18 protein-coding genes are annotated in these 22218 nt (G+C 56.0%); 14 read left to right on the forward strand and 4 right to left on the reverse strand.

The features are described 5' to 3' along the window. Window positions 1-76: 76 nt before the first annotated feature. Window positions 77-1444: a serine endoprotease DegQ gene (gene degQ, locus QMG90_RS02175; RefSeq protein ID WP_283282533.1), complete on the reverse strand. Its 1368-nt coding sequence runs from the start codon at window positions 1442-1444 to the stop codon at window positions 77-79. Window positions 1445-1615: 171 nt separating this feature from the next. Further along, the gene (gene zapG, locus QMG90_RS02180; protein WP_054179041.1) at window positions 1616-2014 is read right to left on the reverse strand and encodes a Z-ring associated protein ZapG; all 399 of its coding nucleotides are present in this window, start codon (window positions 2012-2014) and stop codon (window positions 1616-1618) included. Window positions 2015-2210: 196 nt separating this feature from the next. Between zapG and zapE the strand changes: the two genes are divergently transcribed. The 10 genes from zapE (at window position 2211) to nanQ (ending at window position 10647) form a co-directional block, all read left to right on the forward strand. After that, the gene (gene zapE, locus QMG90_RS02185) at window positions 2211-3338 is read left to right on the forward strand and encodes a cell division protein ZapE (RefSeq protein WP_283282534.1); all 1128 of its coding nucleotides are present in this window, start codon (window positions 2211-2213) and stop codon (window positions 3336-3338) included. A 220-nt stretch (window positions 3339-3558) separates the two neighbouring features. Then, window positions 3559-3987 (forward strand): 50S ribosomal protein L13, encoded by a 429-nt coding sequence (gene rplM, locus QMG90_RS02190; protein WP_002918559.1) that lies wholly within the window; start codon window positions 3559-3561, stop codon window positions 3985-3987. A gap of 15 nt (window positions 3988-4002) precedes the next feature. Next, window positions 4003-4395 (forward strand): 30S ribosomal protein S9, encoded by a 393-nt coding sequence (gene rpsI / locus QMG90_RS02195; protein WP_000829818.1) that lies wholly within the window; start codon window positions 4003-4005, stop codon window positions 4393-4395. Between the two features lie 315 nt (window positions 4396-4710). Then, window positions 4711-5349, forward strand: coding sequence for a stringent starvation protein SspA (gene sspA / locus QMG90_RS02200; protein ID WP_038160803.1), 639 nt, complete (start codon window positions 4711-4713; stop codon window positions 5347-5349). Window positions 5350-5352: 3 nt separating this feature from the next. Further along, on the forward strand, window positions 5353-5850 hold the full coding sequence (sspB, locus tag QMG90_RS02205) for a ClpXP protease specificity-enhancing factor (protein WP_283282535.1): 498 nt from the start codon (window positions 5353-5355) through the stop codon (window positions 5848-5850). Window positions 5851-5952: 102 nt separating this feature from the next. Continuing rightward, window positions 5953-6756, forward strand: a complete 804-nt coding sequence (gene nanR / locus QMG90_RS02210; RefSeq protein WP_283282536.1) for a transcriptional regulator NanR — start codon at window positions 5953-5955, stop codon at window positions 6754-6756. Between the two features lie 125 nt (window positions 6757-6881). Continuing rightward, window positions 6882-7790 carry an N-acetylneuraminate lyase gene (nanA, locus tag QMG90_RS02215; RefSeq protein ID WP_283282537.1) on the forward strand — a complete coding sequence of 303 codons (909 nt, stop codon included), beginning with the start codon at window positions 6882-6884 and terminating at the stop codon, window positions 7788-7790. Window positions 7791-7823: 33 nt separating this feature from the next. Next, a complete protein-coding gene (locus QMG90_RS02220; RefSeq protein WP_283282538.1) occupies window positions 7824-9311 on the forward strand; it encodes an MFS transporter in 1488 nt (495 codons plus the stop codon). Beyond that, on the forward strand, window positions 9308-10183 hold the full coding sequence (gene nanK, locus QMG90_RS02225) for an N-acetylmannosamine kinase (protein WP_283282539.1): 876 nt from the start codon (window positions 9308-9310) through the stop codon (window positions 10181-10183). The genes QMG90_RS02220 and nanK overlap by 4 nt, the downstream gene beginning before the upstream one ends. Then, window positions 10180-10647, forward strand: a complete 468-nt coding sequence (nanQ, locus tag QMG90_RS02230; RefSeq protein ID WP_283282540.1) for an N-acetylneuraminate anomerase — start codon at window positions 10180-10182, stop codon at window positions 10645-10647. The genes nanK and nanQ overlap by 4 nt, the downstream gene beginning before the upstream one ends. A gap of 33 nt (window positions 10648-10680) precedes the next feature. On the opposite strand, the gene QMG90_RS02235 is transcribed toward nanQ, so the two are convergent. Both QMG90_RS02235 and gltB read right to left on the reverse strand, forming a co-directional pair. Continuing rightward, complete coding sequence (locus QMG90_RS02235; protein ID WP_283282541.1) at window positions 10681-12099, reverse strand: glutamate synthase small subunit; 1419 nt, start codon at window positions 12097-12099, stop codon at window positions 10681-10683. 9 nt (window positions 12100-12108) lie between these two features. After that, window positions 12109-16569, reverse strand: a complete 4461-nt coding sequence (gltB, locus tag QMG90_RS02240; protein WP_283282542.1) for a glutamate synthase large subunit — start codon at window positions 16567-16569, stop codon at window positions 12109-12111. 681 nt (window positions 16570-17250) lie between these two features. Between gltB and mnmL the strand changes: the two genes are divergently transcribed. The 4 genes from mnmL (at window position 17251) to mtgA (ending at window position 22217) form a co-directional block, all read left to right on the forward strand. Then, on the forward strand, window positions 17251-18174 hold the full coding sequence (gene mnmL / locus QMG90_RS02245; RefSeq protein ID WP_283282543.1) for a tRNA modification radical SAM protein MnmL/YtqA: 924 nt from the start codon (window positions 17251-17253) through the stop codon (window positions 18172-18174). Window positions 18175-18267: 93 nt separating this feature from the next. After that, complete coding sequence (arcB, locus tag QMG90_RS02250) at window positions 18268-20607, forward strand: aerobic respiration two-component sensor histidine kinase ArcB (protein WP_283282544.1); 2340 nt, start codon at window positions 18268-18270, stop codon at window positions 20605-20607. Between the two features lie 234 nt (window positions 20608-20841). Continuing rightward, on the forward strand, window positions 20842-21495 hold the full coding sequence (gene elbB, locus QMG90_RS02255) for an isoprenoid biosynthesis glyoxalase ElbB (protein ID WP_283282545.1): 654 nt from the start codon (window positions 20842-20844) through the stop codon (window positions 21493-21495). Continuing rightward, window positions 21492-22217: a monofunctional biosynthetic peptidoglycan transglycosylase gene (gene mtgA, locus QMG90_RS02260; RefSeq protein ID WP_283282546.1), complete on the forward strand. Its 726-nt coding sequence runs from the start codon at window positions 21492-21494 to the stop codon at window positions 22215-22217. Before elbB ends, mtgA begins: the two co-directional genes overlap by 4 nt. Window position 22218: the final 1 nt, after the last annotated feature.

Below are 22218 nucleotides of genomic sequence, written 5' to 3' on the forward strand. Positions count from 1 at the left end.
ACTGGTGAGTAAACAGCCGAAGCATAACACGAGTTATCCGGACATCACACGCCATGTGATGTCCGGACGGGTTCGCTTAACGCAGCAGCAGATAGATGCTTTCGTTTCCTCGCACCACATTCAGCGCAATCACGGACGGCTTCGCTTCCAGTACTTTGCGCATTTCGGCAATCGAGCGCACGCGTTCGCGGTTAATGCTGATGATGACGTCATCTTTATGCAGACCGACCTGCGCGGCGGCGCTGCCTTTCTCGATGCTGTCGATAACAATCCCTTTGCTGCCGTCTTTTAGTTGCCCGTCGCTAAGCGATGCGCCCTGCAATGCTGGCGAAATCTGCTCCGCGCTGGCGGTTGAAGAGGTGCTCTTATCAAGCGTCACTTCGACGTCCAGCGCTTTGCCATCACGCAACAGGCCCAGCTTCACTTTGGTGCCCGGTTCGGTGGTGGCGATGCGCGAACGCAGTTCCGCGAAACTACTGAGCGGCTTGCCGTTGAGGCTGACAATCACATCGCCAGACTTAATGCCCGCTTTGGCCGAACCGGAATTGGGCAACACTTCACTGACGAAGGCCCCACGCTGCACGTCGAGCTTAAAGGCTTTCGCAATGTCGGCGCTCATTTCGGTGCCCTTGATCCCAAGCAGACCACGTTTGATTTCGCCAAACTGAATCAGTTGCTGAGAGAGCGTACGCGCCATATTACTGGGGATAGCGAAGCCGATGCCGACACTACCGCCAGCGGGGGCAAGGATTGCGGTGTTAATGCCGATCAGCTCGCCGTTCAGGTTGAGCAGCGCGCCGCCAGAGTTGCCGCGGTTAATGGAGGCATCGGTCTGGATAAAGTTTTCCAGCCCTTCGAGATTAAGCCCGCTGCGGCCCAGCGCAGAGACAATTCCCGACGTGGCGGTTTGCCCGAGCCCGAACGGGTTACCGACGGCGACGACAAAATCGCCGACGCGCAGCTTGTCGGAATCGGCAATGGCGATCTGGGTCAGGTTGCTGGGGTTTTGCAACTGCAACAGCGCAATGTCGCTCTGGTCGTCGCTGCCGATAAGCTTAGCCTCGAACTCGCGACCATCGTTAAGCTGGACGCTGATTTTCTGCGCCTGGCTGACGACGTGGTTGTTGGTCAGCACGTAACCTTTCGCCGCATTGATGATGACGCCGGAACCGAGGCCTTCAAACGGCTGGGCTTGTTCATCCGGCCCCTGCTCGCCAAAGAATTTTTTTAGCTCTTCAGGCACTTGCTGGCTCTGAACCGCTGTGCCTTCCACCTGGACACTGACCACGGCGGGCAGGACTTTTTCCAGCATCGGCGCGAGGCTGGGCAGCGTGCCCTGGCCTGGTACCGCAGTAGGTAGTGACGCCGCTGCGGGCTGGATCGCAGAAAGAGATAACCCGACGCTTAACGCTAACGCACTCAACAGCAAAGTAGATTTCTTCATTGATGCTGGCTCTCGTAACCTGATGGGTAAGAAAAAGATCCCGAAACAGACCGATGTTATTGAATTTTCAATCGGCTAACAATGCGGATAATGATTAAATAATAGCTGGGGCAGGGAAGAAGGGACGGGCGCAACGGCAGCGCCCGTAAAAAATAATAGCGATTGTGCGATTCAGTCGCGTTTTGCGCCACTGCGCAGCAGACCGGACGCGCCTTCGGAATAGTCACGAGGCATCTGAACCGGTGCTTGATCGTTGCTGGCTTCAGACTCCGCCAGACGGCTGCGGAACGGGTTGGCTTCTGCCGCCATCTCCGGCAGCAGGCTGCTGGAGCTTTTCGCCATGTGCTGATACAGCTGACGGTAGTCGTGCGCCATGTTATCAAGCAGCTCTGCGCTACGGGCAAAGTGGCTGACTAACTCTTCACGATACTCATCGAGCTCTGCTTTATTCTTTTCCAGTTCGTACTGCAGGGCCTGCTGCTGGCGTAACTTGCGGTTACCAAAACGCATGGCGACAGCACCGATAATAATGCCGACAACTAAGCCAATTAGCGCATATTCCCAGGTCATGAACTTCTCCCGTTGTTTTGTGGTTCCGTAGGGTGTTGGCCGTGAGGCGACTCCTTGCACGCGCCCGATAGTGCCACTATAACCGCTATTCGCCAGGAAGTGGAATCCTGGCGTATCATCGCGTAGTGTAGAACCGCCTCTTTATACGTCAATCGTGAACTGCGGCATCGCGCTTTTCAAGGAATAACAATAACTCATGCAAAGCATTACCCCAACATCGCGTTACCTTCAGGCTCTCAGTAAGGGCAGTCATCAACCGGATGAAGTGCAGCGAGAGGCTGTGAATCGTCTGGAAAATATCTGGCAGGAACTGATGCAGCGACCTGCCGCGTCGCCATCTGGCGGTGGACTGATGGCCAGATTCGGCAAACTGTTGGGTAAACGCGAGACGGCGGAAATCACGCCGGTGCGTGGGCTGTATATGTGGGGCGGTGTCGGACGTGGGAAAACCTGGCTGATGGATCTCTTCTACCAGAGTCTGCCCGGCACGCGAAAGCAACGTCTGCACTTTCATCGTTTCATGTTGCGTGTGCATGAAGAGCTGACGCAACTGCAGGGTCACAGCGATCCGCTGGAAATCATTGCCGACCGCTTTAAAGCTGAAACCGACGTGCTCTGTTTTGATGAGTTTTTTGTTTCTGATATCACCGACGCCATGTTGTTGGGTGGGTTGATGAAAGCGCTGTTCGAACGCGGCATTACGCTGGTCGCCACCTCGAATATCCCGCCGGACGACCTGTACCGCAACGGCCTGCAACGCGCGCGTTTTCTGCCTGCTATTGACGCTATTAAAACACATTGCGATGTCATGAACGTCGATGCTGGCGTGGATTATCGCCTGCGCACGTTGACGCAGGCGCACCTGTGGCTCTCCCCGCTCAACGACGAGACCACACAAGAGATGGATAAACTCTGGCTGGCGCTGGCGGGTTCCCGGCGTGAACATGCGCCGGAGCTGGAGATTAACCACCGTCCGTTGCAAACCCTCGGTGTCGAGAACCAGACGCTGGCGGTCTCCTTTACCACGCTGTGCGTTGACGCGCGCAGCCAGCATGACTACATCGCGCTGTCGCGCCTCTTCCATACCGTGCTGTTGCTGGATGTCCCGGTGATGACGCCGTTGATGGAGAGCGAAGCGCGTCGCTTTATCGCGCTGGTTGATGAGTTCTACGAACGGCACGTGAAGCTGGTGGTCAGCGCCGCAGTGCCTTTATATGAGATTTACCAGGGCGAGCGGCTGAAATTTGAGTTCCAGCGTTGCCTGTCGCGTTTGCAGGAAATGCAGAGCGAAGAATATCTGAAGCGCGAGCATCTGGCAGGCTAAAAACCCCGCGCGAATCACAAAAAGGGGTCGATCTTTGACCCCGACTTCTCTATAATCCTGCGACCCCACGTTACAACAAGTGTTTTTTTCCCGAAACCTTGTGTGCCGGCTAAACATATCCGAGGGGGTAGGTTTACTGGACAATGTCGTGTGAACCTCACATATTTTTAGACGTTTGTGTGTTCACCAACGTGAAACTAATTATTTGGGTAAGCTTTTAATGAAAACTTTTACAGCTAAACCAGAAACCGTAAAACGCGACTGGTATGTTGTTGACGCGACCGGTAAAACTCTGGGCCGTCTGGCTACCGAACTGGCTCGTCGCCTGCGCGGTAAGCACAAAGCGGAATACACTCCGCACGTTGATACTGGTGATTACATCATCGTTCTGAACGCAGAAAAAGTTGCTGTTACCGGCAACAAGCGCGAAGACAAAATGTACTACCATCACACCGGCCACATCGGTGGTATCAAAGAAGCGACCTTTGAAGAGATGATTGCCCGCCGTCCTGAGCGTGTGATTGAAATCGCGGTTAAAGGCATGCTGCCAAAAGGCCCGCTGGGTCGTGCTATGTACCGTAAACTGAAAGTTTACGCAGGCAACGAGCACAACCACGCGGCACAGCAACCGCAAGTTCTTGACATCTAATCGGGATTATAGGCAATGGCTGAAAATCAATACTACGGCACTGGTCGCCGCAAAAGTTCCGCAGCTCGTGTGTTCATCAAACCGGGCAACGGCAAAATCGTTATCAACCAGCGTTCACTGGAACAGTACTTCGGTCGCGAAACTGCCCGCATGGTAGTTCGTCAGCCGCTGGAACTGGTCGACATGGTTGAGAAACTGGATCTGTACATCACTGTTAAAGGTGGTGGTATCTCTGGTCAGGCTGGTGCGATCCGTCATGGTATCACCCGCGCTCTGATGGAGTACGACGAGTCCCTGCGTTCTGAGCTGCGTAAAGCTGGCTTCGTTACTCGTGACGCTCGTCAGGTTGAACGTAAGAAAGTCGGTCTGCGTAAAGCACGCCGTCGTCCGCAGTTCTCCAAACGTTAATTTTGTCCTGCATCTGCAGGAGAAGAATTGGCGAAAAAACCCGCTCCGGCGGGTTTTTTTTATGGATAAAATCCGTGATATCCACAACCAGACTCTGAATCTACTCTCTTTTTCAGCATTTCCAGAATCGCCTCACCCCAAAGCCAACAAAATCTGGTAAACTATCATCCAATTTTCTGCCCAAATGCCGGGGATTGTTCATTTTTTGTTTTCACGTTGAACAAAGGGTGTCCTGTGTGCAGATGGGGCCTTATATCTGGCTGGCCACAGAGTGGCTGGCAGCAGTAAAAATTCTGAATATACCTGGAGGTTTTCATGGCTGTCGCTGCCAACAAACGTTCGGTAATGACGCTGTTTTCTGGTCCTACTGACATCTATAGCCATCAGGTCCGCATTGTGCTGGCCGAAAAAGGTGTCAGTTTTGAGATAGAACACGTGGAGAAGGATAACCCGCCTCAGGATCTGATTGACCTCAACCCGAATCAGAGCGTCCCGACGCTGGTGGATCGTGAGCTCACTCTGTGGGAATCCCGCATCATTATGGAATATCTGGATGAGCGTTTCCCGCATCCGCCCCTGATGCCGGTCTATCCGGTGGCGCGTGGTGAAAGCCGCCTGTATATGCATCGTATCGAAAAAGACTGGTATTCGTTGATGAACATCATCACCACCGGTTCTGCCTCTCAGGCTGATGCTGCCCGTAAACAACTGCGCGAAGAATTACAGGCGATTGCGCCGGTATTTACCCAGAAACCGTATTTCCTGAGCGATGAGTTCAGTCTGGTCGATTGCTACCTGGCACCGCTGCTGTGGCGTTTACCGGTACTCGGCATTGAACTGGTCGGCGCCGGTTCGAAAGAGCTAAAAGGGTACATGACGCGCGTCTTTGAGCGTGATTCCTTCCTCGCTTCTTTAACTGAAGCCGAGCGTGAAATGCGCCTCGGTCGAGGCTAACGCATGGATGTATCTCAACTGTCTCCGCGCCGCCCCTATCTGTTAAGGGCCTTCTACGAGTGGTTGCTGGATAATCAGTTAACGCCGCACCTGGTGGTGGATGTCACGCTGCCAGGCGTTCGCGTGCCGATGGAATATGCCCGCGACGGGCAAATCGTGCTGAACATCGCCCCGCGTGCCGTGGGGAACCTGGAGCTTGCCAACGACGAAGTGAGCTTTAATGCGCGCTTCGGCGGCGTGCCGCGTCAGGTTTCCGTTCCGCTTGCTGCGGTACTGGCGATTTACGCGCGTGAAAACGGCGCAGGTACCATGTTTGAGCCGGAAGCGGCTTATGATGAAGAAGGTGTCAGCCTGATTGATGACGAAGCCTCTGTTACGGGTGAAACCGAAACGATGATGTCAGTGATCGACGGCGACAAACCCGATCATGAGGATGATGACGATCCTGATGATACCCCGCCTCCTCGTGGCGGCCGACCGGCGCTGCGCGTGGTGAAGTAATTTTTTAACAGGCCCTCATGGGCCTGTTTTGTTATCCGCAGTCCGTTTCGCCAGCCGGAAATTCCTGTGATAAGATGAAGAAAGCTGTCACATTTCAACGCTATGGCCTTTATGAACGCATTTGATCCGCAAGAAGAAAACGCTTCAGACACCATTGGTCGCAGTTTGCGTCGCCGTCCGCTGGCACGTAAAAAGCTCTCCGAAATGGTGGAAGAAGAGCTGGAGCAGATGATTCGCCGCCGTGAGTTCGCGGAGGGGGAACAACTGCCCTCCGAGCGTGAGTTGATGGCGTTTTTCAATGTCGGTCGCCCGTCGGTCAGGGAGGCGCTGGCAGCGCTGAAACGCAAAGGACTGGTGCAAATCAGCAATGGCGAACGCGCCCGCGTGTCGCGCCCTTCGGCGGATACCATCATCAGCGAACTGTCCGGTATGGCGAAGGATTTCCTCTCCCATCCAGGCGGCATCGCCCATTTTGAACAGCTACGTCTCTTTTTCGAATCCAGTCTCGTGCGATATGCGGCGGAACACGCCACACCCGCGCAAATCGATCAACTGGTGAAAGCGCTGGAGCTCAACAACCAGTCGCTGGATGATAACGTGTTGTTTATCCGTTCTGATGTCGATTTCCACCGTGTGCTGGCGGAGATCCCCGGCAACCCGATCTTCATGGCTATCCACGTCGCGCTGCTCGACTGGCTGATCGCCGCACGGCCAAAAGTGCCGGATCAGGAACTCCACGAACATAACTACGTCAGTTATCAACAACATGTGGCGATCGTCGACGCGATCCGCCGCCGCGATCCTGACGAAGCGGACCGCGCGCTGCAAACCCATCTCAACAGCGTTTCCGCCACCTGGCACGCGTTTGGCCAGGAAAAGAAAACCCGCAAATCCTCCCGATCTTAACGATCGTCGTTTAGTGAAGCTGATCGCAGATTAAACATCTGTCATTAACTGCTGCTTATTTGATCTGGTATAACAGGTATAAAGGTATATCGAAATTTAAGCTAAAACATCACTGAGAGGTATTTATGAGCGTGAATTTACGTGGGGTTATGCCCGCTTTACTGACCCCTTTCAATAAAGAACAGGGGCTGGATAAAGAGAGCCTGCGGCGGCTGGTTCGCTTCAACATGAGCCAGGGAATCGATGGGTTATACGTCGGTGGCTCAACCGGCGAAGCGTTTGTTCAGAGCGTAGCTGAGCGTCAGGAAGTGCTTGAAATCGTAGCAGAAGAAGCAAAAGGCAAGGTGAGGCTGATTGCGCACGTTGGTTGTGTCAGCACTGCGGAAACGCAGCAGCTCGCAGTGGCAGCGAGTCGCTACGGCTTTGATGCGGTCTCTGCGGTAACGCCGTTCTATTATCCGTTTAGTTTCGAAGAGCATTGCGATCACTACCGGGCAGTCATTGATGCCGCGGATGGGCTGCCGATGGTGGTGTACAACATTCCGGCGCTGAGCGGCGTGAAGCTCAGTCTGGATCAGATCAACACCCTGGTGACGCTACCCGGCGTCGGCGCACTGAAGCAGACGTCGGGGGATCTCTTCCAGATGGAGCAGATCCGCCGCGCGCACCCGGATCTGGTGCTCTACAACGGCTATGATGAAATCTTTGCCTCCGGCCTGCTTGCCGGTGCTGATGGTGGGATCGGCAGCACCTACAACATCATGGGCTGGCGCTACCTTTCTATCGTGAAGGCGTTACAAGCGGGAGATATCAAAACAGCGCAACAACTGCAAAGCGAATGCAATAAGGTCATCGATCTGCTGATCAAAACCGGCGTTTTCCGCGGTCTGAAAACCGTGCTCCATTACATGGATGTGGTTTCTGTTCCGTTGTGTCGTAAGCCGTTTGCCCCGGTGGAAGAAAAGTACCTGCCGGAACTGAAGGCGTTGGCGAGCCAGCTTCAGGCTGAGAAGCGCCAGTATATCGCCGGATAAAAACAACGAAACGACGAGCGTCGGGAGAGTGATATGAGTATGTCAACCCAAAGCATCCCGTGGTACCGCCATCTCAACAAAGAACAATGGCGTGCATTTTCTGCCGCCTGGTTGGGGTATTTATTAGATGGTTTCGATTTTGTTCTGATTGCCCTGGTGCTCACTGAAATTCAGGGTGAGTTCGGTCTGACGACGGTGCAGGCGGCAAGTCTCATCTCCGCAGCCTTTATTTCCCGCTGGTTTGGCGGTCTGATGTTAGGCGCCATGGGCGATCGCTACGGTCGCCGTCTGGCGATGGTCAGCAGTATCGTGCTGTTTTCCTTCGGGACGCTGGCCTGCGGTCTGGCGCCCGGTTTTACCACTATGTTCATCGCCCGTCTGGTGATCGGCATGGGGATGGCGGGCGAGTACGGCTCCAGCGCCACCTACGTCATTGAAAGCTGGCCAAAGCAGTTGCGTAATAAAGCCAGCGGCTTTTTGATTTCTGGCTTCTCGGTCGGCGCTGTGGTGGCGGCACAGGTCTACAGCCTGGTGGTGCCGGTCTGGGGCTGGCGGGCGCTGTTTTTCATCGGCATTCTGCCGATTGCCTTTGCGCTGTGGCTGCGGAAAAACATTCCTGAAGCGGAAGACTGGAAAGAGAAACACGAAGGTAAAGCGCCGGTGCGCACGATGGTCGATATCCTCTACCGTGGCAACCACCGGCTTATCAATATCATCATGACCGTGGTGGCTGCTGCATCGCTCTGGTATTGCTTCGCGGGTGATATGCGTACCGCGGCGATGGTCGCGATCCTCGGGCTGGTTTGCGCCGCGATCTTCATCAGTTTCATGGTACAGAGCAGCGGTAAGCGCTGGCCGACAGGAGTAATGCTGATGGTCGTGGTGCTGTTTGCATTCCTCTACTCGTGGCCGATTCAGGCGCTGCTGCCGACCTACCTGAAAACCGAACTGGCGTACGATCCCTCTACCGTCGCCCGCGTGCTGTTCTTTAGCGGCTTTGGCGCGGCGGTTGGTTGCTGCGTCGGTGGTTTCCTCGGCGACTGGCTCGGCACCCGCAAAGCCTACGTCTACAGCCTGCTGGCCTCGCAGGTGCTGATTATCCCGGTGTTTGCCATTGGCGGAACCAGTGTCTGGGTGCTGGGCTTTTTACTTTTCTTCCAGCAGATGCTGGGGCAGGGGATCTCCGGGATCCTGCCGAAGCTGATCGGCGGCTATTTCGATACCGATCAACGCGCTGCCGGCCTCGGCTTTACCTATAACGTTGGCGCGCTGGGTGGCGCACTGGCACCGGTGATCGGAGCGCTGATCGCACAGAAACTGGATCTGGGCACCGCACTGGGATCGCTCTCCTTCGGCCTGACCTTCGTGGTGATCCTGCTGATTGGTCTGGATATGCCATCGCGGGTTCAGCGCTGGATCCGCCCGGAAGCGCTGCGTACGCATGATGCCATTGATGGCAAACCCTTCAGCGGCGCCGTGCCTTTGGGGGGCCATAAAAGCGACGTAAGGATGCGCTCATGACCACACTGGCCATTGATATCGGCGGCACGAAACTGGCAGCCGGGCGCGTTAACGGTGACCTGCAGATCACGGCCCGCCGCGAAATGCCCACGCCCGCCAGCAAGACGCCAGAAGCATTAGCGGCAGCCTTACACCAACTGGTGCAGCCGCTGTTACCGGGGGCAACGCGGGTGGCGGTGGCCTCAACCGGGATAATTCATGACGGCATACTGACGTCGATTAACCCGGCAAACCTCGGCGGTCTGGCCTGCTTTCCGCTGGCAGAGACGCTGTCCCGCATTACCGGTCTGCCGTGTGTGGCGCTGAACGACGCCCAGGCAGCAGCGCTGGCGGAATACCATGCGCTGCGCGCCCCGGTGCCGGTGATGGTGTTTATCACCGTCTCAACTGGCGTCGGCGGCGGGATTGTCAGCGGCGGCAAACTGCTGGCCGGCGAGGGCGGTCTGGCGGGGCATATCGGCCATACGCTGGCGGATCCTCACGGACCACGCTGTGGCTGCGGGCGTATCGGTTGTGTGGAAGCGATCGCCTCCGGGCGCGGCATTGCGGCTGCGGCACGCGGTGATTTACAGGGGCTGGATGCGAAAACAATCTTCGCACATGCGCAGCAGGGGCACGCGCAGGCGGTGGAACTCATCACCCACTCGGCACACACGCTGGCCCGCCTGATTGCCGACGTAAAAGCCGTGACCGACTGCGAATGTGTGGTGGTTGGCGGTAGCGTCGGCCTGGCGGAAGGGTATCTGGCGCAGGTGAACGCATTCCTCGCCGAGGAGCCGCAGGCGTATCAAACCGAATTACGCGAAGCCTGTTTCCGCCACGACGCGGGGTTGCTGGGTGCCGCATTATGGGCAGAAGGAGTAATGGCATGATCACTGGCGATATTCATCAGCCTACGGCGGCAGGGTTACCGCAGGCGATTGCCGACGCATTAACGCAGGCGCTGGCCGCCAGACCGGAACATAAAGAGATCGGGCAGTATCCGTTGCAGGGCGACACATTGTTCATGAATGTGATGCAGTTTGCCACGCAACTGCCGCAGGAGAAACGCGCCGAGCTGCATCGTGACTATCTTGATATTCAGGTGTTGCTGGAAGGCGAAGAGCAGATCCGCTACGGCCTGCAAGGCAGTGCGCGCGAGTGCGATGCCTGGAACGAAGAGGGGGATTATCAGCTATGCGATGCCATTGATGGCGAACAGACGTTAACGCTCAGGCCGGGGATGTTTGTGGTGTTTATGCCAGGTGAACCGCATAAGCCCGGCTGCCATGTCAGCGAGGAACAGACGATCCGAAAAGTAGTGATCAAGCTGCACCGTAACGCAGCGGAAGTCTGAAAAAGCCCGGCGGTGAACCTGCCGGGTTTTTGATTACACTTCAAGGAAATTCAGGATCCCGTCAGCAGCCTTGCGGCCTTCAGCAATCGCGGTCACCACCAGGTCAGAACCGCGTACGATGTCGCCACCGGCGAAGATTTTCGGGTTGCTGGTCTGGAAAGCGTTTTCGTTGCCTTCCGGGGCGATAATGCGACCCTGGCTGTCCAGTTCCACACTGTGTTTTTCCAGCCACGACATGCTGTGCGGACGGAAACCAAACGCCATGACTACCGCATCGGCCGGAACCACATGTTCGGAGCCCGGTACGATTTCGGCGCGACGGCGGCCTTTGGCATCCGGCGCGCCCATTTCGGTACGCGCCATTTTCACACCGCAGACTTTACCGTTGGCATTCACCTCAACGCCCAGCGGCTGAACGTTAAACTGAAATTCCACGCCCTCTTCACGCGCGTTTTTCACTTCGCGTTTTGAGCCTGGCATGTTTTCTTCGTCACGGCGATAGGCGCAGGTAACGTGCGTGGCGCCCTGACGGACGGAGGTGCGTACGCAGTCCATCGCGGTGTCGCCACCGCCGAGGACCACCACGCGGCGACCTTCCATACTGACGTACGGCTCATCCGCCGTTTCACCGTAACCCATGATCTGCTTGGTGTTAGCGATGAGGAACGGCAGCGCGTCAAACACACCTTCAGCGTCTTCGTTTTCCAGTCCACCACGCATCGACTGATAGGTACCGACGCCGAGGAAAACGGCGTCATAGGTTTTCAGCAGATCGTCAAGCTGTACGTCGCGGCCCACTTCGGTGTTCAACTGGAACTCTATACCCATGCCGGTGAAGATTTCACGGCGGCGGGTCATCACTTCTTTTTCCAGCTTAAAGGCCGGAATGCCGAAGGTCAGCAGGCCGCCGATTTCCGGGTGACGGTCAAACACCACCGCTTTCACGCCGTTGCGGGTCAGCACGTCGGCACATGCCAGACCAGCCGGACCTGCGCCGATGATCGCGACGCGTTTGTCGGTTTGTTTCACGCCGGTGAGATCCGGGCGCCAGCCCATCTCAAACGCTTTATCGTTGATATAGCGCTCAATGTTGCCGATGGTCACCGCGCCGAACTCGTCGTTCAGCGTACAGGAACCTTCGCACAGTCTGTCCTGTGGGCAGACGCGGCCGCAGACTTCCGGCAGCGTGTTGGTCTGGTGCGACAGTTCCGCCGCCTCGAAAATACGCCCCTCGTTCGCCAGCTTCAGCCAGTTAGGGATGTAGTTATGGACCGGGCATTTCCACTCGCAGTACGGGTTGCCGCAGGACAGACAGCGGTCTGCCTGCGCTTTGGCCTGGCCTTCAGAAAACGGCTCATAGATTTCCACAAATTCAATTTTGCGGATCTTCAGTGCTTTTTTCGGCGGGTCAACGCGCTGCAGGTCGATAAATTGATATACGTTCTGGCTCATCTGGACTCCTTACTGCGCCTGCACGCGCAGCTCAGCTGCGCTACGACTACGGTGACCCAACAGGGCTTTAACATCACTGGATTTCGGTTTCACCAGCGCGAATTTAGCAGAGAACGCAGGCCAGTTGGCGAGGATCTCTTCGCCGCGTGAAGAACCGGTGTGGTGCACATGCTCGGTAATCAGCCCGCGCAGATGCTCTTCGTGAATGGCAAGCGAATCGACCGCCAGCACTTCCACCAGCTCCGGGTTGACGCGTTTACGGAAATCGCCATCTTCATCCAGCACGTAGGCGAACCCCCCGGTCATCCCCGCGCCAAAGTTGACACCGGTTTTGCCCAGCACGCAGACAATACCGCCAGTCATGTATTCACAGCCGTTATCGCCAATGCCTTCAACCACGGTGATCGCTCCGGAGTTACGCACCGCAAAACGCTCACCCGCGCGACCTGCTGCATACAGACGACCGCCGGTCGCGCCATACAGACACGTGTTGCCGATGATGCTCGCCTCGTGGCTGCGGAAAGCGGAACCCACCGGCGGACGTACCGCCAGCAGACCGCCCGCCATGCCTTTGCCGACATAGTCGTTGGCATCGCCGGTCAGGTACAGCTCCACGCCGCCGGCGTTCCACACGCCAAAACTCTGGCCCGCAGTACCGCTGAAGTGCGCTTTAATCGGATCAGCAGACAGCCCCTGGTCGCCATGTGTTTGCGCGATATAACCTGACAGCGATGCGCCAACAGAACGGTCGGTGTTGCGAATATCAAACCAGAACGTTTTGCTCTGCTTGTCATTCACATACGGTTTCGCCTGCTGCAATAGTTGTGCGTTGAGCACACCATTGTCGAATGGCGGGTTGTGCTCGGTGCAGTAAAGCGCTTTACCCGGGTGCGGTTCGGCGGTCTCCAGCAGTTTTGTCAAATCCAGCTTCTGCTGTTTGGCGGTGTAACCGTCCAGCGCTTTCAGCAGGTCGGTGCGGCCAATCAGATCCACCAGACGCGTCACGCCCAGTTGCGCCATCAGCTCACGGACTTCCTGTGCAATAAAGCCAAAGTAGTTGGTCACTTTGAACGGCAGGCCGTGGTAGTGATTCTTACGCAGTTTGTCATCCTGAGTCGCGACGCCGGTGGCGCAGTTATTCAGGTGGCAAATACGCAGGTATTTACAGCCCAGCGCCACCATCGGCCCGGTACCAAAGCCGAAGCTTTCCGCGCCGAGGATCGCCGCTTTGATGATATCGAGACCGGTTTTCAGGCCGCCATCCACCTGCAGACGAATTTTGTGGCGCAGACCGTTGGCGACCAGCGCCTGCTGGGTTTCCACCAGCCCCAGTTCCCATGGGCAACCGGCATATTTCACTGACGACAGCGGGCTGGCGCCAGTGCCGCCATCGTAACCGGCAATGGTGATGAGATCGGCATAGGCTTTCGCCACACCGGTAGCAATGGTGCCAACGCCCGGCTCGGAGACCAGCTTCACGGAGATCATCGCTTTCGGGTTGACCTGTTTCAGGTCGAAAATCAGCTGCGCCAGATCCTCAATCGAATAGATATCGTGATGCGGCGGTGGCGAAATCAGCGTCACGCCAGGCACCGAATAGCGCAGACGGGCGATATACGGAGTGACTTTATCCCCCGGTAGCTGACCGCCTTCACCTGGTTTCGCGCCCTGAGCGACTTTAATCTGAATGACATCGGCATTGACCAGATACGCCGGGGTAACGCCGAAACGACCAGAGGCGACCTGCTTAATGCGCGACACTTTGTTGGTGCCATAGCGCGCTGGATCTTCGCCGCCTTCGCCGGAGTTGGAGAAGCCACCGAGGCTGTTCATGGCTTCTGCCAGTGATTCGTGAGCTTCCGGGCTCAGGGCACCGATGGACATCGCCGCGGTATCGAAACGCTTAAACAGTTCGGTAGCCGGTTCGACGTCATTAATGCTGACCGCGTCCTCACCCGGATTCAACGCCAGCAGGTCACGCAACGTGGCTGCCGGACGCTCGTTTACCAGTTTTGCGTATTCCTGATAATCACGGTATTCGCCGCTTTGTACCGCCTGTTGCAACGTACGCACCACGTCCGGGTTGTAGGCGTGATACTCGCCACCGTGGACGTATTTCAGCAGACCGCCCTGCGACAGCGGCTTACGCGCCAGCCACGCGACTTTCGACAGGTTCTGCAGATCCCGCTGGAAGTCGTCAAAATTAGCACCGCCGATGCGGCTAATCGCGCCCTGGAAGCAGAGACCAGCAACGTTGGCATGCAGACCAACAGCTTCGAACAGTTTCGAGCAGCGATAAGAGGCGATCGTCGAAATGCCCATTTTGGACATGATCTTGTACAGCCCTTTGTTGATGCCGTTACGGTAGTTCAGCATCACAGTACGGTAATCTTTTTCAATCGCCTTACTGTCGACCAGTTTCGCCAGCGTTTCATATGCCAGGTAGGGGTAGATAGCCGTCGCGCCGAAGCCCAGCAGTACCGCAAAGTGGTGCGGGTCGCGGACGCTTCCGGTTTCGATGATGATGTTAGCGTCGCAGCGCAGGCTCTTATCCACCAGTCGCGTCTGGATCGCGCCTACCGCCATTGGCGCCGGAACCGGCAGACGGTTTTTGGCGATATTACGATCGGAGAGCACCAGCAGCACGGTACCGTTACGCACCATCTGCTCCGCGGTATCGCACAGCGCTTTCACCGTCTCTTCGAGCGTGCTTTCGTTGACGTCGAAGGTGATATCCAGCGTATCGGCGCGGTAGTGCTCTTCCTTAATGGTAGTGAGCTGTTTGAAGTCGGAGTAAAGCAGAATCGGCGATTTAAAGCTCAGACGGTGCGCCTGGCCTTCCGCTTCGCAAAAGACGTTCATTTCACGGCCGATGCTGGTCGCCAGTGACATCACGTGCGCTTCACGCAGCGGATCGATCGGCGGGTTGGTCACCTGCGCAAACTGCTGACGGAAGTAATCATAAATGATGCGCGGCTGGCTGGAGAGCACTGCGAACGGGGTGTCATCGCCCATCGAGCCGACCGCTTCCTGACCATTTTCACCGAGCACGCGGATGACCGAATCCAGCTCTTCGGCGCTGTAGTTAAACTGTTTCTGGAAGCTGGCGAGGGTATCGTCGTCCAGTTCGCGGCTGCCCACTTCTTCGTCCGGCAGATCTTCAAACGGCACCAGGCGGCGGACGTTTTTCTCCATCCATTCTTTGTACGGATGGCGGCTTTTCAGATCGTCGTCAGTCTCCGCAGAGTGCAGAATGTGGCCGGAGCGGGTGTCGATCACCATCAGTTCACCAGGACCGACGCGGCCTTTCTCAACCACTTCATCTGGCTGGTAGTCCCAGATGCCCACTTCGGAGGCGCAGGTGATGAGTTTGTCTTTTGTGATGACGTAGCGCGCCGGGCGCAGACCGTTACGGTCGAGGTTACAGGCGGCGAAACGACCGTCAGACATCACGATGCCCGCCGGGCCGTCCCACGGCTCCATATGCATGGAGTTAAAGTCAAAGAAGGCGCGCAGCTCCGGATCCATATCCGGGTTGTTCTGCCACGCTGGCGGCACCAGCAGACGCATGGCGCGCACGATGTCCATCCCGCCCGCCAGCAGCAGTTCAAGCATGTTATCAAGCGAGCTCGAGTCAGAGCCCGTCTCGTTGACGAACGGCGCGGCGTCCTGCAGGTCAGGGATCAGTGGGGTCTGGAATTTATAGGTACGCGCACGTGCCCACTGACGGTTGCCAGTGATGGTGTTGATTTCGCCGTTGTGTGCCAGATAGCGGAACGGCTGCGCCAGCGGCCAGCGCGGCACGGTGTTGGTGGAAAAGCGCTGGTGGAACAGACAAATGGACGATTCCAGACGCAGATCCGCGAGATCCAGGTAAAAGCGCGGCAGATCCGCCGGCATACACAGACCTTTATAGATGTTTACGAGATTCGACAGGCTACAGATGTAGAAGTCTTTATCGTCGGGCAGACGCTTCTCAATGCGGCGGCGGGCGATAAACAGGCGGCGCTCCATATCGCGCGGGCGCCAGCCTGCCGGGGCGTTAACAAAAATTTGTTCAATCCGCGGCAGTGAGGAGAGGGCGATTTCACCGAGCACACCGTCGTTGGTGGGGACATCACGCCAGCCGACGATGGAGAGGGTTTCGCGCTGCAGTTCTTCTTCGACGACGCGACGCGCGTGGCTTGCCAGTTCAGGATCCTGATTGAGGAAAATCATCCCGACGGCGTAATTTTTGGCTAAACGCCAGCCGCGCTCTTCCGCCACGATACGAAAGAAACGATCCGGCTTTTGCAACAGCAGGCCGCAACCATCGCCGGTTTTACCGTCGGCGAGGATCGCGCCGCGGTGCTGCATGCGGGCCAGCGCATGAATAGCGGTGCGCACCACTTTGTGGCTAGGTTCGCCTTCTATGTGGGCGATCAGGCCGAAACCACAGTTATCCCTCTCAAGGGATTTATCGTACAACATATCAGTGAACCTCCCCAGGCTCTACGTGACACCCTCCTGACCGTTGCGCACAGGCGCAGCAAGAGCCTGGCGACGGGGCTGTGCGTTTCATACGCCTGCCTCGCATTCGCCCTCTTTATCCTTTTCGCAACGGTAAACAAGTTTGAGGACTTGCTTTTTAGAGGGAATCTTATAACTGCATAAATATGATGAGCAGAGCGCTCATCCAGAAAGCTTCCAGCGGATTTCCACGTTATCGGGAATCGGCACACAGGTCAAATGGCAATCTTATTTATACAAAAGTGCGCTATATGCAGAATAATTTATTGATAATTAAGATTATTAATCAGTTTTAAGGTTGTCTGAACATGACAAAAACCGCAGGGTGAGTGTGATCTGACTCACTATATGATTGCGCTGTAATGACTTTAGTGTGCTGAGTACGACATTTTAGCTAGATTTTTATTCTGTAAACTGACGTAAGTCCGCTTAATGGCTCTGTTTTATGACCAGGAAAGGAAGAATGAAGAAAAACGCGGATCCATAAGCAAAAATAATCGCGACGGGAATGAATTAATTTGCAAATAAAGTGCTTGGATATTCAATAGATAAAAGCCTGTCCGGGCGATTGATCCAGGTCATCGCCGAATTAGGCTAAAAGTGGCAGGCTTGGCCCTTTTCTCCAGGCCGGTCTATCAGATTATGCAGTTACAGAAATTAGTCAATATGTTTGGTGGGGATCTTGCGCGCCGTTATGGCGAAAAGGTTCATAAGCTGACGCTGCACGGCGGGTTTAGCTGCCCGAATCGCGACGGCACCATCGGGCGCGGCGGCTGCACGTTCTGTAATGTGGCCTCCTTTGCTGATGAAGCGCAACAGCATCATTCTATTGCCGAGCAACTTGCACATCAGGCGCAGCTCGTCAATCGCGCCAGACGTTATCTGGCGTACTTTCAGGCTTATACCAGCACCTTTGCTGAAGTGCAGGTGCTGCGCGCGATGTACCAGCAGGCCGTGGCGCAGGCGAGCATCGTCGGGCTGTGCGTGGGTACCCGCCCGGACTGTGTGCCTGATGCAGTACTCGATTTACTGTCGGAATATCATGCGCAGGGCTATGAAGTGTGGCTGGAGCTGGGTTTACAGTCAGCGCACGATAAAACCCTGCATCGTATTAATCGCGGTCATGACTTTGCCTGCTATCAGCAGACGACACGGCTGGCGCGCGAGCGCGGCCTGAAGGTCTGCACGCATCTGATTGTCGGCCTGCCAGGCGAAGGGCAGGTTGAATGCCTGCAGACGCTGGCGCGGGTGGTTGAAACCGGTGTTGACGGTATCAAACTGCATCCGTTGCATATAGTAAAAGGCAGCACGATGGCGAAAGCCTGGGCTGCCGGGCGGCTTAGTGGCATTGCGCTTGATGACTATACCGTCACCGCGGGCGAGATGATCCGCCACACGCCGCCAGAAGTGGTGTATCACCGCATTTCTGCCAGCGCCCGTCGTCCGACGCTGCTGGCGCCGCTGTGGTGTGAAAACCGCTGGACGGGCATGGTGGAGCTTGATAAGTACCTGAATGCCCACGGTGTACAGGGGTCCGCACTCGGTCGAAACTGGGTTGCGCATTGAAGTGCAACGTCCAGGTCACATCGCTGCAACTTCCTGCAACGCCTCGCTCAGAATTGAGTATTATTGAGCGGTGATGTCGCGAAGGAATTCTCTATGAAGCAAATCCGTTTACTGGCGCAGTATTACGTCGACCTGATGATGAAACTGGGTCTGGTGCGCTTTTCGATGCTGCTGGCCCTTGCGCTGGTGGTGCTGGCCATTGTGGTGCAGATGGCGGTGACCATGGTGCTGCACGGCCAGGTGGAAAGCATTGATGTGATCCGCTCTATCTTCTTTGGTCTGCTGATTACCCCCTGGGCGGTCTATTTTCTGTCGGTGGTGGTTGAGCAACTTGAAGAGTCGCGCCAGCGCCTGTCGCGGCTGGTCGAAAAGCTGGAAGAGATGCGCGAGCGCGATTTAAAGCTCAACGTTCAGCTCAAGGACAACATTGCACAACTGAATCAGGAAATCAGCGATCGCGAAAAGGCCGAAGCCGAACGTCAGGCGACGCTGGAGCGGCTAAAAATCGAGATGAAAGAGCGCGAAGAGACACAGCTACAGCTCGAACAACAATCCTCATTTTTACGTTCTTTCCTCGATGCCTCTCCCGACCTGGTTTTCTATCGCAATGAAGATAAAGAATTTTCCGGCTGTAACCGGGCGATGGAGCTGCTTACCGGCAAAAGCGAGAAACAACTGATCCACCTGAAACCCTACGATGTTTACAGCGAGGAAGCGGCAGCGAAAGTGATTGAGACGGATGAAAAAGTGTTCCGTCACAACGTATCGCTGACCTATGAACAGTGGCTGGATTACCCGGACGGCCGCAAAGCCTGTTTTGAAATCCGCAAAGTACCTTATTACGACCGCGTGGGGAAACGTCATGGTCTGATGGGTTTTGGCCGCGACATCACCGAGCGTAAGCGCTATCAGGATGCGCTGGAACGCGCGAGCCGCGATAAAACCACCTTCATCTCCACTATCAGCCATGAACTGCGTACGCCGCTCAATGGCATCGTCGGGCTGAGTCGTATTCTGCTGGATACCGAGCTCACCACGGAGCAGGAAAAATACCTGAAAACGATCCACGTCTCCGCTGTGACACTGGGGAATATTTTCAACGACATCATCGACATGGATAAGATGGAGCGCCGTAAGGTTCAGCTCGACAACCAACCGGTCGATTTCACCAGCTTCCTGGCCGATCTGGAAAACCTCTCCGGGTTGCAGGTGCAGCAAAAAGGGCTGCGCTTCGTGATGGAGCCGACGCTGCCGTTGCCGCATAAAGTGGTGACCGATGGCACCCGGCTGCGGCAGATCCTGTGGAATCTGATCAGTAACGCTGTCAAGTTTACTCAGCAGGGGCAGGTGACCGTCCGCGTAAGCTATGAAAAAGGCAATATGCTGCACTTTGAGGTGGAAGACTCCGGTATCGGCATTCCGCAGGATGAGCAGGATAAAATTTTCGCCATGTACTATCAGGTGAAAGACAGCCACGGCGGCAAACCGGCGACCGGGACCGGCATCGGGCTTGCCGTTTCGCGTCGTCTGGCGAAAAGCATGGGCGGTGACATTACGGTTTCCAGTCAACCGGGTCATGGCTCGGTCTTTACCCTGACGGTGCAGGCGCCTGCGCTGGCGGAAGAGGTCGATGACACGCTGGCTGATGACGATCTGCCGTTACCGGCACTTCACGTCCTGCTGGTGGAAGATATCGAGCTGAACGTGATTGTGGCGCGCTCGGTGCTGGAAAAACTGGGCAACAGCGTTGATGTCGCGATGACCGGCAAGGCGGCGCTGGAGATGTTCACACCTGGCGAATATGACCTGGTGCTGCTGGATATTCAGTTACCGGACATGACCGGGCTGGATATCTCCCGCGAGCTGAAACAGAAATATCACGCTGACGATTTGCCGCCGCTGGTGGCGCTGACTGCCAACGTGCTGAAGGACAAAAAAGAGTACCTGGATGCGGGAATGGATGATGTGCTGAGCAAGCCACTCTCCGTTCCGGCGCTGACCGCCATGATTAAGAAGTTCTGGGATACCTGCACCGACGAGGATGACGACGATATGGCCACACCCGATCAAAGCAAGTCACAGACATTACTGGATATCGCGATGCTTGAGCAGTATATCGAGCTGGTCGGGCCGAAACTTATCACCGACGGCCTTGCGGTGTTCGAGAAGATGATGCCCGGGTATCTGGCAGTGCTCGAATCCAACCTGACTGCCCGCGATCAGAAAGGCATTGTTGAAGAGGGGCATAAAATCAAAGGCGCGGCTGGCTCTGTTGGATTACGCCATATACAGCAGTTAGGTCAGCAGATTCAGTCGCCAGACCTTCCGGCATGGTGGGACAACGTCGGTGAATGGGTCGAAGAGATGAAGAGCGAGTGGCGGCACGATGTCGAAGCATTGAAGGCCTGGGTAGCGAACGCAGAAAAAAAATGACCCCGGATAAACCGGGGTGCGCGAATACTGCGCCAACACCAGGGAAAACGTGGCTGCGCCGAAATCGTTGTAAGAGGTTTTAGCACGGACGCAACCTGAGAATTCGGATTGCACGCTCATTAAGATAGCAAATCTTAAATATTTTGTTACGTGAATCAGTAAAATGTGTGAAGCATAGCGAGTAAATCAGCATTTTTACTTAGCTTCGCCCAAATGCAACAAAGGAACAGTGATATGAAAAGAATCGGTGTGGTGCTCAGTGGCTGCGGTGTTTATGACGGTTCTGAGGTCCATGAAACCGTGCTGACCCTGCTGGCTATCGCCCGCAACGGCGCGCAGGCGGTCTGTTTTGCCCCCGACAAAAGCCAGTCTGACGTGATTAATCATTTATCCGGTGAATCTTTGCCAGAAACGCGTAATGTGCTGATCGAAGCGGCTCGCCTCGCGCGAGGCGATATCACACCGCTGGCGGCAGCTCGTTCTGCTGATCTGGATGCGTTAATCGTCCCAGGTGGTTTTGGCGCAGCAAAAAATCTGAGCAATTTTGCCTCGCAGGGCAGTGAATGTGGGGTGGATGCCGATTTAAAAGCGCTGACGCTGGCGATGCATCGCGAAGGAAAACCGGTTGGTTTCATGTGTATCGCCCCGGCAATGCTGCCGAAAATTTTCGATTTCCCGCTGCGTATCACCATCGGCACCGACATCGATACCGCGGAAGTGCTGGAAGAGATGGGCGCTGAACATGTGCCGTGCCCGGTGGATGACATTGTGGTGGACGAAGACAACAAAGTGGTGACCACGCCTGCGTATATGCTGGCGCAAAACATTGCAGAAGCTGCCGCCGGGATCGACAAGCTGGTTGAACGCGTGCTGGTTCTGACAGAATGAGTCAACGCCGTTTCTCGTTGGGTGTTGTGAAGCGCCTGCTGCTGCGCGCGGTATTGCTGCTCGCCGTGCTGTGGGGCGGCGGTATTCTGCTTTTCAGTATCCTGCCGGTACCGTTTTCAGCGGTGATGGTTGAGCGGCAGACTGGCGCCTGGTTTCGCGGTGATTTTGGCTACGTTGCCCACTCAGACTGGGTCAGCATGGATGAGATTTCACCGTGGATGGGGCTGGCGGTGATTGCCGCTGAAGATCAGAAATTCCCCGAACACTGGGGGTTTGATATGGCAGCGATCGAAAAAGCGCTCAGCCACAATGAGCGCCATGAAACGCGGATCCGCGGTGCGTCGACGCTGTCGCAGCAGACCGCGAAAAATATGTTCCTGTGGGACGGTCGTAGCTGGCTGCGTAAAGGGCTGGAAGCCGGGCTCACGGTGGGCATTGAAACCGTCTGGACCAAGCGACGGATCCTGACCGTCTATCTGAACGTCGCGGAATTCGGGGAAGGGGTTTTCGGTGTCGAGGCGGCAGCGCAGCGCTATTTTCATAAGCCCGCCAGCCGGTTGACGATGTCGGAAGCCGCGCTGCTGGCCGCTGTGCTGCCAAACCCGCTACGGTTTAAAGCCAGTGCGCCATCGGGGTATGTTCGCAGTCGTCAGGCGTGGATATTGCGCCAGATGCGGCAGTTAGGCGGGGAAAGCTTTATGCGGAAGAATGAACTCGACTGAG

It is taken from the genome of Trabulsiella odontotermitis (assembly GCF_030053895.1).
In the GTDB taxonomy this organism is placed as follows: domain Bacteria; phylum Pseudomonadota; class Gammaproteobacteria; order Enterobacterales; family Enterobacteriaceae; genus Trabulsiella; species Trabulsiella odontotermitis_C.